Raw genomic sequence first — 15,843 nt, forward strand, 5'->3', positions numbered from 1 at the left:
TCATGGCGGAGCAGAACCCGCTCAAGATCCACAACCTCCGTCCCGCCCCGGGCGCCAAGACCGCCAAGACCCGTGTCGGTCGTGGTGAGGCGTCGAAGGGTAAGACGGCCGGTCGTGGTACCAAGGGCACCAAGGCCCGCTACCAGGTTCCGGAGCGCTTCGAGGGTGGCCAGATGCCCCTCCACATGCGTCTCCCGAAGCTGAAGGGCTTCAAGAACCCGTTCAAGACCGAGTACCAGGTCGTGAACCTCGACAAGCTGGCCGCGCTCTACCCCGAGGGTGGCGAGGTCACCGTCGAGGGCCTGGTGGCCAAGGGTGCCGTTCGCAAGAACAGCCTCGTCAAGGTCCTGGGCCAGGGCGAGGTCTCCGTGGCGCTGCAGGTGACGGTCGACGCCGTCTCCGGCTCCGCCAAGGAGAAGATCACCGCCGCCGGCGGTACGGTCACCGAGCTCGTCTGACCCGATCAGGCGCCTCGATGACGTGAGCAATCCCGACCGGGGATACCCCACAAATGGGGTATCCCCGGTTGGTCGTTCCAGAGGGGGCGGTCTCGCCGGTAAGGTGGCCTGCACTGCCCACTTTCACGGAGTGCTCACATAGGGCACTCTGAGCGGCAGTTGACCGTTACGTATTTGTCGAACCTCAGACTCACCCTTGACGCAGTTGCGCGGGGGTCGCAGGAGGCACCGTGCTCACCGCGTTCGCCCGGGCGTTCAGGACGCCCGACCTGCGCAAGAAGCTGCTCTTCACGCTGGGCATCATCGTGGTGTACCGGGTCGGTACCCACGTCCCGATCCCGGGTGTCAACTATCAAGCCGTCCAGACGTGCGTGACCGAGGCGTCCGGCAACCAGGGCCTGTTCGGTCTGGTCAACATGTTCAGCGGCGGTGCGCTGCTGCAGATCACGATCTTCGCGCTCGGGATCATGCCGTACATCACGGCGAGCATCATCCTGCAGCTGCTGACCGTGGTCATCCCGCGCCTGGAGGCCCTGAAGAAGGAGGGCCAGGCGGGTACCGCGAAGATCACGCAGTACACCCGCTACCTGACGGTGGCGCTCGCCATCCTCCAGGGCACCGGCCTGGTGGCCACCGCCCGCAGCGGCGCCCTGTTCGGCAACTGCTCGGCCGCCAGCCAGATCGTTCCCGACCAGGCGATCTTCACGACCATCACCATGGTCGTCTGCATGACCGCCGGCACGTGTGTCGTCATGTGGCTGGGCGAGCTGATCACCGACCGCGGCATCGGCAACGGCATGTCGATCCTGATGTTCATCTCGATCGCCGCGACCTTCCCGTCCGCGCTGTGGGCCATCAAGAAGCAGGGCACCCTGGCCGACGGCTGGATCGAGTTCGGCACCGTGATCGTCGTGGGTCTGGTCATGGTCGGCCTGGTGGTCTTCGTGGAGCAGGCCCAGCGCCGCATCCCGGTGCAGTACGCCAAGCGCATGATCGGGCGCCGGTCCTACGGCGGTACGTCCACCTACATCCCGCTGAAGGTGAACCAGGCAGGTGTGATCCCGGTCATCTTCGCTTCGTCGCTGCTCTACATTCCGGCGCTGGTGGCGCAGTTCTCCGGGAGTACTTCGGGCTGGAAGACCTGGATCGAGAACAACCTGACCAAGGGCGACCATCCGATTTACATCGTTTCGTACTTCTTGCTCATCGTTTTCTTCGCGTTCTTCTACGTGGCGATCTCCTTCAACCCCGAGGAAGTCGCGGACAACATGAAGAAGTATGGTGGCTTCATCCCGGGCATCCGGGCTGGCCGACCGACCGCTGAGTACCTCAGCTACGTGCTCAACCGGATCACCTGGCCGGGTTCGCTGTATCTGGGTCTGATCGCTCTCGTACCGACGATGGCGTTGGTTGGCTTCAACGCAAGCCAGAACTTCCCGTTCGGCGGGACGAGCATCCTGATCATCGTGGGTGTCGGTCTCGAGACGGTGAAGCAGATCGAGAGCCAGCTCCAGCAGCGCAATTACGAAGGGTTCCTCCGCTGATGCGAATCGTCCTCGTCGGGCCGCCGGGTGCCGGTAAGGGAACGCAGGCAGTGCGCCTTGCCGAGAAGCTGCACATCCCGCACATCTCCACGGGTGACCTGTTCCGCGCCAACATCAGCCAGAAGACGGAGCTCGGTAAACTCGCGAAGTCCTACATGGACGCCGGCAACCTCGTCCCGGACGAGGTCACCATCGCCATGGCCAAGGACCGCATGGAGCAGCCGGACGCCGAGGGCGGCTTCCTGCTGGACGGTTTCCCGCGCAACGTCTCCCAGGCCGAGGCGCTGGACGAGCTGCTCGAGGGCGAAGGCATCCAGCTCGACGCGGTACTCGACCTCGAGGTTCCGGAGGAAGAGGTCGTGAAGCGGATCGCCGGCCGGCGGATCTGCCGCAAGGACTCCTCCCACGTCTTCCACGTGACGTACAGCCCGCCGAAGCAGCCGGGCGTCTGCGACGTCTGCGGCGGCGAGCTCTACCAGCGTGACGACGACTCCGAGGAGACCGTCCGCAAGCGGCTGGAGGTCTACCACACGCAGACCGAGCCGATCATCGACTACTACAAGGCGCAGGGCCTGGTCGTGACGATCTCGTCCCTGGGGCCGGTGGACGAGGTCACGAAGCGTGCGCTGGACGCGCTGAAGCGCGAGGACGCCACCCAGTAGTTCTCACGTCCGTTGCAGCCGCGGTTCCTTCCGGGGGCCGCGGCTGCGCTGTGGGGCGGGTGCGCGCCCCCGTATCTTTGGAAGCGTCCGTTCTTCCCGGTCCAGAAAGGCCCTCGCCCCCATGGTGCAGATCAAGACCCCGGAGCAGATCGCCAAGATGCGTGCGGCGGGGCTGGTCGTCGCCGCGATCCACGCGGCCACCCGGGAGGCCGCGGTACCCGGAGCGACCACCAAGGATCTGGACCAGGTCGCGCGCAAGGTCCTGGCCGAGCACAACGCCAAGCCGAACTTCCTGGGGTACGGCGGCTTCCCCGCGACGATCTGCACCTCCGTGAACGAGGTCGTCGTGCACGGCATCCCGTCCGACGACGTCGTCCTCAAGGACGGCGACGTCATCTCCATCGACTGCGGTGCGATCGTCGACGGCTGGCACGGTGACGCGGCGTACACCGCGTTCGTCGGCTCGGGGCACTCCCCGGAGCTGATCGAGCTGTCCCGGGTGACCGAGGAATCCATGTGGGCCGGCATCGCCGCGATGAAGCAGGGCAACCGGCTCGTCGACGTCTCGCGGGCCATCGAGACGTACATCCGCCGTCAGCCCAAGCCCGGCGGCGGCCGGTACGGGATCATCGAGGACTACGGCGGCCACGGCATCGGCACCGAGATGCACATGGACCCGCACCTGCTGAACTACGTCGACCGCCGCCGCGGCAAGGGACCCAAGCTGGTCCCCGGCTTCTGCCTGGCCATCGAGCCCATGGTGTCCCTGGGCACCCCGAAGACCGAGGTCCTCTCGGACGACTGGACGGTCATCACCACCGACGGCACCTGGTCCTCCCACTGGGAGCACTCGGTGGCCCTCATGGAAGAGGGCCCTCTGGTCCTGACCGCCCCGGACGGCGGCAAGGCCAAGCTGGCGGAGTACGGCATCACGACCGCCCCCGACCCTCTCGCCTGACGTCGGCCCCGGGCGCGGCCGAGATCGCCGGTGCATTCCGTGCATACCGATCTTGAGCGCCGGGCAGGCTCCCCCGATTCGTGTTTCCGGGTGCGCTGACGTAGACTGACTCGTCGGCTCTCGTGCACCCGCATGTCCGCATGCGCCCGTAAGGGACAGCTCGGGAGTCGATCAAGGTAGTCGATTCGAAGGGCGAAGCGTGGCCAAGAAGCAAGGTGCCATCGAGATCGAGGGCACTGTCGTCGAGTCTCTGCCGAACGCCATGTTCAAGGTCGAGCTCCAGAACGGCCACCAGGTCCTGGCACACATCAGCGGCAAGATGCGTATGCACTACATCCGCATCCTCCCTGACGACCGGGTCGTGGTGGAGCTGTCTCCTTACGACCTGACGCGTGGCCGGATCGTCTACCGGTACAAGTAGATCTTGCCCGAGCCCCGGCTCCGCCCGGAGCGCTGGCACTGACCCGGAGAACCTCACCAATGAAGGTCAAGCCGAGCGTCAAGAAGATCTGCGACAAGTGCAGGGTGATCCGCCGTCACGGCCGGGTCATGGTCATCTGCGAGAACCCGCGCCACAAGCAGCGCCAGGGCTGACGCACGACCGATCCCTCTGCACCGACGCAGAGTTTCGCGCGACGCAAGCTGAATATGTTCATACGCAGGGCCCGAGCCGATCAAGCTCGACACCCCCGGTTCGGAGGCCGGGGACCCAGTTCGTACCTAGTACGGCGGCTGGGAGTCGGTCCTGTGGAAGACCTCCGAAGATCAAACTGGAGCCATTGAATGGCACGCGTTTCCGGTGTTGACATCCCGCGCGAAAAGCGCGTGGAGATCGCCCTCACCTACGTGTTCGGCATCGGCCGGACTCTTTCGCAGCAGACGCTGGCAGCCACCGGCGTCGACCCGAACACCCGCGTTCGCGACCTCTCCGAGGAGCAGCTCGTCGCGATCCGCGAGTACGTCGACAACAACATCAAGACCGAGGGTGACCTCCGTCGCGAGATCCAGGCCGACATCCGCCGCAAGGTCGAGATCGGCACGTACCAGGGTCTGCGTCACCGCCGCGGTCTGCCCGTCCGCGGTCAGCGCACCAGCACCAACGCCCGCACCCGCAAGGGCCCGCGTCGCGCCATCGCCGGCAAGAAGAAGCCGGGCAAGAAGTAGTCCGCAGCGGACCGCCTGTCCACGGTCTTCGCTGTAGGACCGACCACCTCCCGTAGGAGTTAAGAGATGCCCCCCAAGGGACGTCAGGGCGCTGCCAAGAAGGTGCGCCGCAAGGAAAAGAAGAACGTCGCTCACGGCCACGCGCACATCAAGAGCACGTTCAACAACACGATCGTGTCCATCACGGACCCGTCCGGCAACGTGATCTCCTGGGCCTCCGCCGGCCACGTCGGCTTCAAGGGCTCCCGGAAGTCCACGCCGTTCGCCGCGCAGATGGCCGCCGAGTCGGCTGCCCGCCGCGCCCAGGAGCACGGCATGCGCAAGGTCGACGTGTTCGTCAAGGGCCCGGGCTCCGGTCGTGAGACCGCGATCCGCTCCCTGCAGGCCACGGGCCTCGAGGTCGGCTCCATCCAGGACGTCACCCCGACCCCGCACAACGGCTGCCGCCCGCCGAAGCGCCGCCGCGTCTGACGCACCGGCTCACGGCGGTTGGCCTCCGGCTGGGGGTGTGGGGGTTACCCCCCACATGTCGCAGCACGGCTGCCGCCCGCCGAAGCGCCGCCGCGTCTGACGCTCGCCGCTTCACCGGCTTCGGGGTTCGGGCGGTACGGCATCCGTAAAAGGGCCGTGCCGCCCGTACCCTTGCAGTACCCGCACTTCTCAAGGGTGCGGTTTCCGTCGGACGTCAAATAGCGGGCGTCCACGAAAGAAGGATCTGATCCACACATGCTGATCGCTCAGCGTCCCTCGTTGACCGAAGAGGTCGTCGACGAGTTCCGCTCCCGGTTCGTGATCGAGCCGCTGGAGCCGGGCTTCGGCTACACCCTCGGCAACTCCCTCCGCCGCACGCTCCTCTCCTCGATCCCGGGTGCGGCGGTCACGTCCATCCGTATCGACGGTGTCCTGCACGAGTTCACCACCGTGCCGGGCGTCAAGGAGGACGTCACCGACCTGATCCTCAACATCAAGCAGCTGGTCGTCTCCTCGGAGCACGACGAGCCGGTCGTGATGTACCTGCGCAAGCAGGGGCCGGGTCTGGTCACCGCCGCCGACATCGCGCCCCCGGCCGGTGTCGAGGTGCACAACCCCGATCTGGTCCTCGCCACGCTCAACGGCAAGGGCAAGCTGGAGATGGAGCTCACGGTCGAGCGTGGCCGCGGTTACGTCTCCGCCGTGCAGAACAAGCAGGTGGGTCAGGAGATCGGCCGTATCCCGGTCGACTCGATCTACTCGCCGGTGCTGAAGGTCACGTACAAGGTCGAGGCCACGCGTGTCGAGCAGCGCACCGACTTCGACAAGCTGATCGTCGACGTCGAGACCAAGCAGGCGATGCGTCCGCGTGACGCCATGGCGTCGGCCGGTAAGACCCTGGTCGAGCTGTTCGGTCTCGCCCGCGAGCTGAACATCGACGCCGAGGGCATCGACATGGGTCCGTCCCCGACGGACGCGGCGCTGGCGGCCGACCTCGCGCTTCCGATCGAGGAGCTCGAGCTGACCGTCCGCTCCTACAACTGCCTCAAGCGCGAGGGCATCCACTCCGTGGGTGAGCTCGTGGCTCGTTCCGAGGCCGACCTGCTCGACATCCGCAACTTCGGTGCGAAGTCGATCGACGAGGTCAAGGCGAAGCTGGCCGGCATGGGCCTGGCCCTCAAGGACAGCCCGCCCGGATTCGACCCGACCGCTGCGGCGGACGCGTTCGGCGCGGACGACGATGCGGATGCCGGGTTCGTCGAGACCGAGCAGTACTGAGCGCTCCGCGAGGAGGCCGGTTCTGCGGCTGCGGGCTCGCTGTGGCTGGTCGCGCAGTTCCCCGCGCCCCTTCGGGGGCGCGGACCCTTCCGGGGTTGAAATGGACCCCGGATCTCCGACAGGCGACCGCCTGCTCGGATACTGACTCCGGTACCTGATACGGCCGGGGCAGACACACAGGAGAGAACAATGCCGAAGCCCACCAAGGGTGCCCGTCTGGGCGGCAGTGCCGCGCACGAGAAGCTGCTCCTCGCGAACCTGGCGAAGAGCCTGTTCGAGCACGGCCGCATCACCACCACCGAGGCGAAGGCCCGCCGCCTGCGCCCGTACGCCGAGCGTCTGGTCACCAAGGCGAAGAAGGGCGACCTTCACAACCGCCGCCAGGTGCTGCAGGTCATCACGGACAAGAGCGTCGTCCACACGCTCTTCACCGAGATCGGCCCGCGCTACGAGAACCGCCCGGGTGGCTACACCCGTATCACCAAGATCGGTAACCGCCGTGGCGACAACGCGCCCATGGCCGTCATCGAGCTGGTCGAGGCGCTGACCGTGGCGCAGCAGGCGACCGGTGAGGCCGAGGCCGCCACCAAGCGTGCGGTCAAGGAGGCCGAGGAGGCCAAGGCGGAGGAGACCACCGAGGCTCCGGCCGAGGAGGCCGCTGCCGAGGAGTCCAAGGACGCCTGAGGCTCTGCCTGACGCAGGAAGCGGGTTCGCCCTTCGGGGCGAGCCCGCTTTCGCGTACTGAAAGGATCTGTACGTGAGTGACGAAGTACAGCCCGGCCACGTCCGTGTCCGTCTCGACCTGTCCTACGACGGCACCGAGTTCTCCGGCTGGGCCAAGCAGGCCGGTGGCCGGCGGACCGTGCAGGGCGAGATCGAGGACGCCCTGCGTACCGTCACGCGGTCCAGTCAGACGTACGAGCTGACGGTGGCCGGGCGGACGGACGCCGGGGTGCACGCGCGCGGCCAGGTCGCCCATGTCGATCTCCCCAGGGAGGTCTGGGTGGAGCACCACGAGAAGCTCCTCAAGCGGCTCGCGGGCCGCCTGCCCAGGGACGTACGGGTGTGGGCGCTCAGGGAGGCGCCCAGCGGCTTCAACGCACGTTTCTCCGCGATCTGGCGCCGCTACGCCTACCGCGTCACCGACAACCCCGGCGGGGTCGACCCGCTGCTCCGCGGCCACGTCCTCTGGCACGACTGGCCGCTCGACGTGGACGCCATGAACGAGGCCGCCCGGCAGCTCCTCGGTGAGCACGACTTCGCCGCGTACTGCAAGAAGCGCGAGGGCGCCACGACGATCCGTACGCTCCAGGAGCTGCGGCTCGAAAAGGGCGCCGACGGGATCATCACCGCCACCGTCCGCGCGGACGCCTTCTGCCACAACATGGTGCGCTCGCTCATCGGGGCGCTGCTGTTCGTGGGGGACGGGCACCGCGCGCCCGACTGGCCGGGGAAGGTGCTCGCGGCCGGGGTGCGGGACTCGGCGGTACACGTCGTCCGGCCGCACGGGCTGACGCTCGAGGAGGTCGGCTACCCGGCCGACGAGTTGCTGGCCGCGCGGAACAAAGAGGCGCGTAACAAGCGGTCGCTGCCGGGTACGGCAGGCTGCGCAACCTGTTAGTCACCCGGTGTTCCACGGCATGTGCCCCGGCCGTCAAGGGCGGCCGGGGCGCCGTGCCCGGTGTCGCCTTCGAACCGGGTGTCGGCCGAGGACACTTTGTGCGGGGCCGATATCGTCCTGCACTGACCGAATGGCCGCAGTTCCGTACGACGACCCCGAGCGGGCCGCCGTGCCGGTGGACCGGCCGCTGACTGGGGACGGCCGAGGGGTACTCGACGCGGACCGTAGGACCGCGTCGGGCCGGCTGTTCCGGGCGCCGGGCAGATCGGCGCCGTGGAGGGGAGAAGGCATGACGGGGCAGGGCAACGGCGTACCGATCACCGTGGTGATGCCGACGTACAACGAGGCGGCGAACGTGCCGCGGATGGCCGAGGCGGTGCTGGGGCTGCCGCTGGACGGGCTGCATCTGAAGATCGTCGACGACTCCAGTCCGGACGGCACCGGGCGGATCGCCGAGGAACTGGCGGACAAGTACAACGCGGACGGCACCGGCCGGACCCGGATGAGCGTGCTGCACCGCACGGAGAAGGACGGGCTGGGGCGGGCGTACACCGCGGGCATGACCGCGGCGCTGGAGGAGGGCGCCGAGTACGTCGTCCAGATGGACGCCGACGGCAGCCACCCGGTGGAGGCGGTGCCGCGCATGCTGGACGCGGCCCTCGCCTCCGGCGTGGGCCTGGTGGTCGGCAGCCGGTACGTCGAGGGGGGCTCGCTGGACGAGGAGTGGGGCGCGCACCGGGTCCTGCTCTCCCGGTTCGCGAACCGCTACGCGCGCACGATTCTGGGCACCGACATCCACGACATCACGGCGGGCTTCAACCTGTGGTCGGCTGCCACTCTGCGTGATGTCGACCTGTCGTCGCTGGACAGCGCGGGGTACAGCTTCCAGGTGGAGCTGAAGTACAAGGCCGTGCGGGCCGGGCACCGCGCCGTCGAGATTCCCATCCGCTTCGAGGAACGCACGGAGGGCGTCTCCAAGATGACCCTGCGCACGCAGCTGGAGTCGGCGATCGTGCCGATCAGGCTGCGCCTGAAGCGCCGGTAGGGCCTGTCCGGCGGATCAGGTCGCGGGGCACGGGTGGTGCCTCATCGGCGCTCTTGAGCGGGGCTTGGTGCGTCCGGCTGCAAGGCGGAGGAGGGCGTCGACGCGATGGGGGTGCCCCCGCGCGAGCTCGTTCGAGCGTCGGGGAAGGCGTGCCAAGCCCCGCGTCTGCGGCATGATCCGCCGGACAGGCCCTAGCCGCGAGTGGCTACTGGTTCGCCGCCGCGGATGCCTGGGCCTCGCCGCGGCGGCGGATCTGGCGGAAGGTGAACTCGGCCAGGTCGTCACCGGCGCTGAAGACCTTGGTGTCCTTGGTGGTCACGTCCTTGCCGCTGGGGAAGCCGGCGATGGTGAAGTAGGCGTAGCGGCCGACGGAGTTGGTCGTCGAGCGGCAGACCGCGGCGTCGCAGAACGCCTTGACGCCCTTGCCGGCCAGCGACTTCACGATGCTCTTCTTGTCGGCCGCGCCCTTGGCCTTGACGGCCTTGGCCTCGGTGTCGAAGACGGCCACGCCGACGGTCACCGCGACACCGTCCCTGGTGTAGGTCACGCGCAGCAGCCGGGTGCAGCCGTTCGCGGTGAGCACCTTGGGGAGGGTGCCGCCGGCGGCCGAGGCGCAGTTCGTGGTGTCGGCCGTGGGGCCCTTCTTGTACACGGTCTCGCCCATGGTCAGCCGGGTGCCCGGGAAGAGCGTCTCCGCGCTGAGCGGGGCCGTGTCCTTCTTCGCGCTGGCTATGAAGTCCTTCGGGTCCAGCGGCGGCGGTGCGCTGGTGGGCTCGAAGGACGGCGCCGGCGCGGAGTCGCTGGGCAGTGAGGCGCTCGCGGGCAGGTTGGACGGTTGCTTCGAGGCGTTGTTGTCCCCGTTCGCCGACATGACGGCCATGGCGACGGCGGTACCGATCGCCACGGTGGCGACCGCGCCGCCGCCGATGAACAGCACCTTGCGCCGCTTGTGCCGCGCTTCCGAGGCGTCGGCGAGTGCGGCCCAGTCCGGGGTCCGGTCGTCACCGCCGCTGGTCCAAGGCTGCTGAGAGTTCGGTTTCCAGGGATCCCACTGGGACTGGGAGCCCCCCTGCCCATAGCTCATGGGGCGTCATCTTAGACGGGGGCGGGGGGTGCGGGGGCGGTGCTACTAACCGCGGTAGGGGACCTTTCCGCGCAACCCGGGGTATCCCGCCCGGTGACGCACCCCGCCCTGGGGCCCCACCCCAGCCGCCGCCAGGGGCTGCGCCCCTTGGACCCCGTTTCCCACCCACCCACCCGTGCCAGCCAGCCGAAAAGCACCCCCCGGGGCTCCGCCCCAGCCCCCGGCGGGGCTCCGCCCCTGCACCCCGCGTGGCTCCGCCCCGAACCCGGGCGGGGACTGCGCTGTCCTCTTGGGGCTCCGCCCCTGCATCCCGCGGGGCTCCGCCCCAGCCCCCGGCGGCCACGTCCCTTCCCTCGCGGGGCTCCGCCCCAGCCCCCGGCGGGGACTGCGTTCCCTTCACCCCGCCGGGCTCCGTCCCGGACTCTGGCGGGGGACTGCGCTGTCCTCTTGCGGGGCTCTGCCCCTGCATCCCGCGGGGCTCCGCCCCAGCCCCTGGCGGCGACGTCCCTTCCCTCGCGGGGCTCTGCCCCAGCCCCCGGCGGGGACTGCGTTCCCTGCACCCCGCCGGGCTCCGCCCCGGTCGGCATCACTCAGCCCGTCCGGCGTTTGAGGACGAGGCCGTTCAGGCCGAAGCGGGGGTCTGGGGGCGGCAGCCCCCAGTGGGGCGGCGATTACACTGGGATCCGCGAAACCGGCTGAGCCCAGCGGCAGCGAGCCCGTTTTGACCCGGGTGCCGCGCCGCAGGTATCCTGCCTGTTCGTTGTGTATTGGCTTGCTCATTCTCACGGGACGGGCCCTTACACCGGTCCACCGGGCCGATGACCAGCGACCCCACGTACGCGGTATGCGTCGCCGCCGTGCGGTCCAGGCTGTCGTGATCGTTTCGGTGACCTGTTCAGGACCATTCACTCGAAGCGAAGGCTACGAACCGTGCGTACGTACAGCCCCAAGCCCGGCGATGTGACGCGCCAGTGGCACGTCATCGACGCTCAGGACGTTGTCCTGGGCCGTCTCGCCACCACCGCAGCGACCCTGCTCCGCGGCAAGCACAAGCCGATCTACGCGCCGCACGTCGACGCTGGTGACTTCGTCATCATCATCAACGCCGACAAGGTGCACCTGTCCGGCAACAAGCGGACCCAGAAGATGGCGTACCGCCACTCCGGCTACCCGGGTGGTCTGCGCTCCGTCCGCTACGACGAGCTGCTGGACAAGAACCCGGAGAAGGCCATCGAGAAGGCCGTCAAGGGCATGCTCCCCAAGAACTCCCTGGGCCGTCAGATGCTCTCGAAGCTGAAGGTCTACAAGGGTGACCAGCACCCGCACGCTGCCCAGCAGCCGGTGCCGTTCGAGATCACCCAGGTCGCGCAGTAAGTCCGGCCACCCCCTAAGACTGAAGAGAATCTGAGGAGAATCGTGGCCGAGACCACTGCCGAGCAGCCGCTCGAAGAGCTTGACATCGACAGCTACACCACCGAGTCCGAGGTCCCCGTCGAGGGTGAGTACACCTCGGAGTCCATGGCCTCCCGCTTCGGCGAGCCCCAGCCGGCCGCCGGCCTGGGCCGCCGCAAGAACGCCATCGCCCGCGTCCGGATCGTCCCGGGCACCGGCAAGTGGAAGATCAACGGTCGCACCCTCGAGGACTACTTCCCGAACAAGGTGCACCAGCAGGAAGTCAACGAGCCCTTCAAGGTGCTCGAGCTCGAGGGTCGTTACGACGTCATCGCCCGCATCGCCGGTGGCGGTGTCTCCGGTCAGGCCGGTGCGCTCCGTCTCGGTGTCGCCCGCGCGCTGAACGAGGCCGACGTCGACAACAACCGCGGCCCGCTGAAGAAGGCCGGCTTCCTCAAGCGCGACGACCGTGCGGTCGAGCGCAAGAAGGCCGGTCTGAAGAAGGCCCGCAAGGCTCCGCAGTACAGCAAGCGCTAATCTCCGCTGCCTGCTCGTACTCCGAACGCCCCGGCGGCACGCCACTGTGCCGCCGGGGCGTTCGTTTATCCCAGTGCAAGGGCGTATAACGACACAAGACGCTCAAAGTCAAGTGTGATCGGATGTCAAAGCGCCTTCGAAAGTGACGCTTCCTCAGGAGGACAAGTGGGACGACTCTTCGGCACGGACGGCGTGCGCGGTGTCGCCAACGCGGATCTGACGGCCGAGATGGCGCTCGGTCTCTCCGTCGCGGCGGCGCACGTGCTCGCCGAGGCGGGCACCTTCGAGGGCCACAGGCCGAAGGCGGTGGTCGGACGGGACCCGCGCGCGTCCGGGGAGTTCCTGGAGGCCGCCGTGGTCGCGGGCCTGGCGAGCGCGGGCGTGGACGTACGATGCGTCGGCGTGCTGCCGACGCCCGCGGTGGCGTACCTCACCGGGGCACTCGGCGCCGACCTCGGTGTCATGCTCTCCGCCAGCCACAACGCCATGCCCGACAACGGCATCAAGTTCTTCGCCCGCGGCGGCCACAAGCTCGCCGACGAGCTGGAGGACCGCATCGAGTCCGTCTACCAGGCGCACTGCCACGGCGAGCCCTGGGAGCGGCCGACGGGCGCCGGGGTCGGACGCGTCCGGGCGTACGACGAGGGCTTCGAGCAGTACGTCGGCCACCTGCTCGGCGTGCTGCCGAACCGCCTCGACGGGCTGAAGATCGTCCTGGACGAGGCGCACGGCGCGGCCGCCGGGGTCTCGCCCGCGGCCTTCGCCCGGGCGGGCGCCGAGGTCGTCACGATCGGCGCCGAGCCGGACGGCCTCAACATCAACGACGGCTGCGGCTCCACCCACCTGGACACGCTCAAGGCCGCCGTCGTCGAGCACGGCGCCGACCTCGGCATCGCGCACGACGGTGACGCCGACCGCTGCCTGGCCGTGGACCACACCGGCGAGGAGGTCGACGGCGACCAGATCCTGGCCGTGCTCGCGCTGGCGATGCGGGAGCGTTCCGCACTGCGCTCCGACACCGTCGTCGCGACCGTGATGTCGAACCTGGGCTTCAAGCTGGCCATGGAACGCGAGGGCATCAGCCTCGTGCAGACCGCCGTCGGCGACCGGTACGTCCTGGAGGAGATGAAGGAGCACGGCTACGCCCTCGGCGGCGAGCAGTCCGGCCACGTCATCGTCCTGGACCACGCCACCACCGGCGACGGCACCCTGACCGGCCTGCTGCTCGCGGCCCGGGTCGCCGAGAGCGGCCGTACGCTGCGGGACCTCGCCTCCGTCATGGAGCGGCTGCCGCAGGTGCTGATCAACGTCCGTGACGTCGACAGGTCCCGGGTGAAGACCTCCGCGGAGCTCGCCGCCGCCGTGACCGAGGCCGAGCGGGAGCTGGGGTCGACCGGCCGGGTGCTGCTGCGCCCGTCCGGTACGGAGCCGCTGGTACGCGTGATGGTCGAGGCCGCCGACATCGAGCAGGCCCGCACCGTCGCCGGCCGCCTCGCCGACGCCGTGAAGTCGGCGCTCGGCTAACCAGCCGCCCTGGTGCGCTCGCGCTGCCGGTCCCAGAACCACCGCTGGGCGAGCAGCGTGAGCGTCCCGGCGATGACGATGCCGAGCAGGTTCAGCAGCAGCTGCTCCGAGGACCGCGCGGCCTGGTTGCCGTCGCCGTAGATCAGGGCCACGGCCGCGTTGGCGGCGGCGGGCACGGTCGTCACGGAGATGGCGACCCCGACCAGGGCGCCGGACTTCGCCGAGGTGAGCGACAGCGTGCCGGCGGCCCCGGCGAGGACGGCCACCACGAACGAGAACCAGTCGGGGGCGTAGATGAAACCGGTGTTGGGCCGCTTCGCCTCCAGCTGACCCTTGCTGAACAGCCCCACCGCGTCCATGAAGAGGCTGAACGCCGAGGTCAGCAGCATGGCCGCGGCGAACCCCACCAGCAGCGCGACCAGCGAGCGCAGCGCCAGCCGCGGCGCCCGCCGCACCACCGCGGTGCAGATCCCCGCCAGCGGCCCGAACTCCGGGCCCACCGCCATCGCGCCCACGATCAGGATCGCGTTGTCGAGCACCACACCGCAGGCCGCGATCATCGTGGCCAGGGTGATGAAGGCGACGTAGGCGACCGACAGCGTCGACTCCTCGTGCGTCGCCTCGGTGAGGTGCTCCCACAGCACCGCGTCCGCGCCCTCGCCCGGCGCCTCCGCCTCGGCCTTGTCGGCCCGCTTGGACAGGGACAGGTCGATGTTCTCGACGGCGATGGAACCGGTGGCGTCGATGCCCAGCCGCTGCAGCCCGGTCAGCAGCTCGTCGCCCGCCTCCCGGGCCACGTCGCACATCACGATGTCCCCGACCGGGTTGCGGGCGGCGCCCGGGACGACGGCGAGGTGGGTGGTGCCGACCGTCTTCTCGATCAGGCGCACCACCTCGTCCGTCTTGTCGGACGGTGTGATCAGACGCAGATGCAGCATCCCCGCAGGGTAGCGGTCAGAGTTTGCGCAGCCTCAGCCGCTGCACCTTGTGGTCCGGGCCCTTGCGCAGGACGAGGGTCGCGCGGCCCCGGGTGGGGGCGATGTTCTCCGTCAGGTTGGGCTCGTTGATGGTCCGCCACTGCGTCCGCGCGTAGTCGAGGGCCTCCTCCTCGGACACCTGCGTGTACTTGCGGAAGTAGGAGGAGGGGTTCTGGAAGGCGGTCTGGCGCAGCTTCCTGAACCGGTTGAGGTACCAGCGTTCGATGTCCTCGCCGCTCGCGTCGACGTACACGCTGAAGTCGAAGTAGTCGGCGAGACCGACGCGGGTGCGGCCGTCCTTGCCGGGCAGCGCGGGCTGCAGGACGTTAAGGCCCTCGACGATCAGGATGTCGGGCCGCCGGACGGTGAGCCGCTGGTCGGGCACGATGTCGTAGATCAGGTGGGAGTAGACGGGCGCCGTCACCTCGTCCTTGCCGGCCTTGATGTCGGCGACGAAGCGGGTGAGCGCCCGGCGGTCGTACGACTCGGGGAAGCCCTTGCGCGACATCAGTCCGCGGGCCTGGAGTTCCCGGGTGGGCAGCAGGAAACCGTCGGTGGTCACCAGCTCCACCCGCGGGTGCTCGGGCCAGCGGGACAGCAGTGCCTGCAGGAGCCGGGCGACGGTGGACTTCCCGACGGCGACCGAACCCGCGACCCCTATGACGAAGGGCGTGCCCGACTGGGAGCCCTGCTCGCCGAGGAACGTGTTCAGCGCCCCTCTCAGCCCGTCCGTGGCGCCGACGTAGAGATTGAGCAGCCGGGACAGCGGCAGGTAGATGTCCCGCACCTCGTCGAGGTCGATGACGTCGCCGAGGCCGCGCAGCTTCTCCACCTCCTCGGCGGTCAGCGGCAGCGGCGTCTTGTCGCGCAGCGCGCTCCACTCGGAGCGGGTGAGGTCGACGTAGGGAGTCGCCTCCGGCCTGTGCCGGTGGGCGCTCCGGGGCATCGAGGAGACCGGAGAGATCACATTCCATTGTTAACGGAGTTTGAACGGCGTGGCGGGTGTGCTCGGTCACGCTCGGCCGCGGCGCCAGTGGGGCACTTGGCAGTAAACGGTCGCACGACGGTGGGAACGGCCCCGGGAAATTCCGATTTCGGGCACGCGGAGACGGTTTTCGGCGGGCTTCG

Annotated in this window: 18 protein-coding genes; 15 read left to right on the forward strand and 3 right to left on the reverse strand. The window is 68.8% G+C overall.

What is annotated here, in order from left to right; genetic code table 11:
* Nucleotides 1-2: 2 nt before the first annotated feature.
* The 12 genes from rplO to ACFY0F_RS25480 all read left to right on the forward strand — a co-directional run bounded on the left by rplO (nt 3) and on the right by ACFY0F_RS25480 (nt 9,201).
* Nucleotides 3-458, forward strand: a complete 456-nt coding sequence (rplO, locus tag ACFY0F_RS25425) for a 50S ribosomal protein L15 (protein ID WP_030745257.1) — start codon at nt 3-5, stop codon at nt 456-458.
* 230 nt (nt 459-688) lie between these two features.
* On the forward strand, nt 689-2,002 hold the full coding sequence (secY, locus tag ACFY0F_RS25430; protein ID WP_388798525.1) for a preprotein translocase subunit SecY: 1,314 nt from the start codon (nt 689-691) through the stop codon (nt 2,000-2,002).
* The gene (locus tag ACFY0F_RS25435) at nt 2,002-2,664 is read left to right on the forward strand and encodes an adenylate kinase (protein WP_388798528.1); all 663 of its coding nucleotides are present in this window, start codon (nt 2,002-2,004) and stop codon (nt 2,662-2,664) included. Before secY ends, ACFY0F_RS25435 begins: the two co-directional genes overlap by 1 nt.
* Nucleotides 2,665-2,785: 121 nt before the next feature.
* Nucleotides 2,786-3,622 carry a type I methionyl aminopeptidase gene (gene map / locus ACFY0F_RS25440; RefSeq protein WP_388798531.1) on the forward strand — a complete coding sequence of 279 codons (837 nt, stop codon included), beginning with the start codon at nt 2,786-2,788 and terminating at the stop codon, nt 3,620-3,622.
* Between the two features lie 199 nt (nt 3,623-3,821).
* Nucleotides 3,822-4,043 carry a translation initiation factor IF-1 gene (infA, locus tag ACFY0F_RS25445; protein WP_003948620.1) on the forward strand — a complete coding sequence of 74 codons (222 nt, stop codon included), beginning with the start codon at nt 3,822-3,824 and terminating at the stop codon, nt 4,041-4,043.
* Between the two features lie 59 nt (nt 4,044-4,102).
* Complete coding sequence (rpmJ, locus tag ACFY0F_RS25450; RefSeq protein WP_003998809.1) at nt 4,103-4,216, forward strand: 50S ribosomal protein L36; 114 nt, start codon at nt 4,103-4,105, stop codon at nt 4,214-4,216.
* 189 nt (nt 4,217-4,405) lie between these two features.
* Nucleotides 4,406-4,786, forward strand: a complete 381-nt coding sequence (gene rpsM / locus ACFY0F_RS25455) for a 30S ribosomal protein S13 (RefSeq protein ID WP_004984507.1) — start codon at nt 4,406-4,408, stop codon at nt 4,784-4,786.
* 66 nt (nt 4,787-4,852) lie between these two features.
* Nucleotides 4,853-5,257, forward strand: a complete 405-nt coding sequence (gene rpsK, locus ACFY0F_RS25460) for a 30S ribosomal protein S11 (RefSeq protein WP_003956432.1) — start codon at nt 4,853-4,855, stop codon at nt 5,255-5,257.
* Between the two features lie 255 nt (nt 5,258-5,512).
* On the forward strand, nt 5,513-6,535 hold the full coding sequence (locus tag ACFY0F_RS25465) for a DNA-directed RNA polymerase subunit alpha (protein ID WP_003966937.1): 1,023 nt from the start codon (nt 5,513-5,515) through the stop codon (nt 6,533-6,535).
* A 189-nt stretch (nt 6,536-6,724) separates the two neighbouring features.
* A complete protein-coding gene (gene rplQ / locus ACFY0F_RS25470) occupies nt 6,725-7,219 on the forward strand; it encodes a 50S ribosomal protein L17 (RefSeq protein WP_388798536.1) in 495 nt (164 codons plus the stop codon).
* 73 nt (nt 7,220-7,292) lie between these two features.
* The gene (gene truA, locus ACFY0F_RS25475) at nt 7,293-8,156 is read left to right on the forward strand and encodes a tRNA pseudouridine(38-40) synthase TruA (RefSeq protein WP_388798538.1); all 864 of its coding nucleotides are present in this window, start codon (nt 7,293-7,295) and stop codon (nt 8,154-8,156) included.
* Between the two features lie 289 nt (nt 8,157-8,445).
* A complete protein-coding gene (locus ACFY0F_RS25480; protein ID WP_388798639.1) occupies nt 8,446-9,201 on the forward strand; it encodes a polyprenol monophosphomannose synthase in 756 nt (251 codons plus the stop codon).
* Between the two features lie 205 nt (nt 9,202-9,406).
* On the opposite strand, the gene ACFY0F_RS25485 is transcribed toward ACFY0F_RS25480, so the two are convergent.
* Nucleotides 9,407-10,285 carry a hypothetical protein gene (locus ACFY0F_RS25485; protein ID WP_388798541.1) on the reverse strand — a complete coding sequence of 293 codons (879 nt, stop codon included), beginning with the start codon at nt 10,283-10,285 and terminating at the stop codon, nt 9,407-9,409.
* A 930-nt stretch (nt 10,286-11,215) separates the two neighbouring features.
* Here ACFY0F_RS25485 and rplM point away from each other — a divergent pair.
* From rplM to glmM, 3 genes are all read left to right on the forward strand, one after another.
* Nucleotides 11,216-11,659 (forward strand): 50S ribosomal protein L13, encoded by a 444-nt coding sequence (rplM, locus tag ACFY0F_RS25490; protein ID WP_014674395.1) that lies wholly within the window; start codon nt 11,216-11,218, stop codon nt 11,657-11,659.
* 42 nt (nt 11,660-11,701) lie between these two features.
* Nucleotides 11,702-12,214 (forward strand): 30S ribosomal protein S9, encoded by a 513-nt coding sequence (rpsI, locus tag ACFY0F_RS25495; RefSeq protein WP_004927169.1) that lies wholly within the window; start codon nt 11,702-11,704, stop codon nt 12,212-12,214.
* A gap of 165 nt (nt 12,215-12,379) precedes the next feature.
* Nucleotides 12,380-13,738, forward strand: a complete 1,359-nt coding sequence (gene glmM / locus ACFY0F_RS25500) for a phosphoglucosamine mutase (RefSeq protein ID WP_388798544.1) — start codon at nt 12,380-12,382, stop codon at nt 13,736-13,738.
* Here the strand turns inward: glmM and ACFY0F_RS25505 are convergent.
* Together ACFY0F_RS25505 and coaA are read right to left on the reverse strand one after the other, a co-directional pair.
* Complete coding sequence (locus ACFY0F_RS25505) at nt 13,735-14,676, reverse strand: DUF389 domain-containing protein (protein ID WP_388798547.1); 942 nt, start codon at nt 14,674-14,676, stop codon at nt 13,735-13,737. The genes glmM and ACFY0F_RS25505 overlap by 4 nt on opposite strands.
* A 16-nt stretch (nt 14,677-14,692) precedes the next feature.
* Nucleotides 14,693-15,661: a type I pantothenate kinase gene (gene coaA / locus ACFY0F_RS25510; protein WP_388798642.1), complete on the reverse strand. Its 969-nt coding sequence runs from the start codon at nt 15,659-15,661 to the stop codon at nt 14,693-14,695.
* Nucleotides 15,662-15,843 lie beyond the last annotated feature (182 nt).

Source organism: Streptomyces sp. NPDC001544 (genome assembly GCF_042894285.1).
GTDB lineage: Bacteria > Actinomycetota > Actinomycetes > Streptomycetales > Streptomycetaceae > Streptomyces.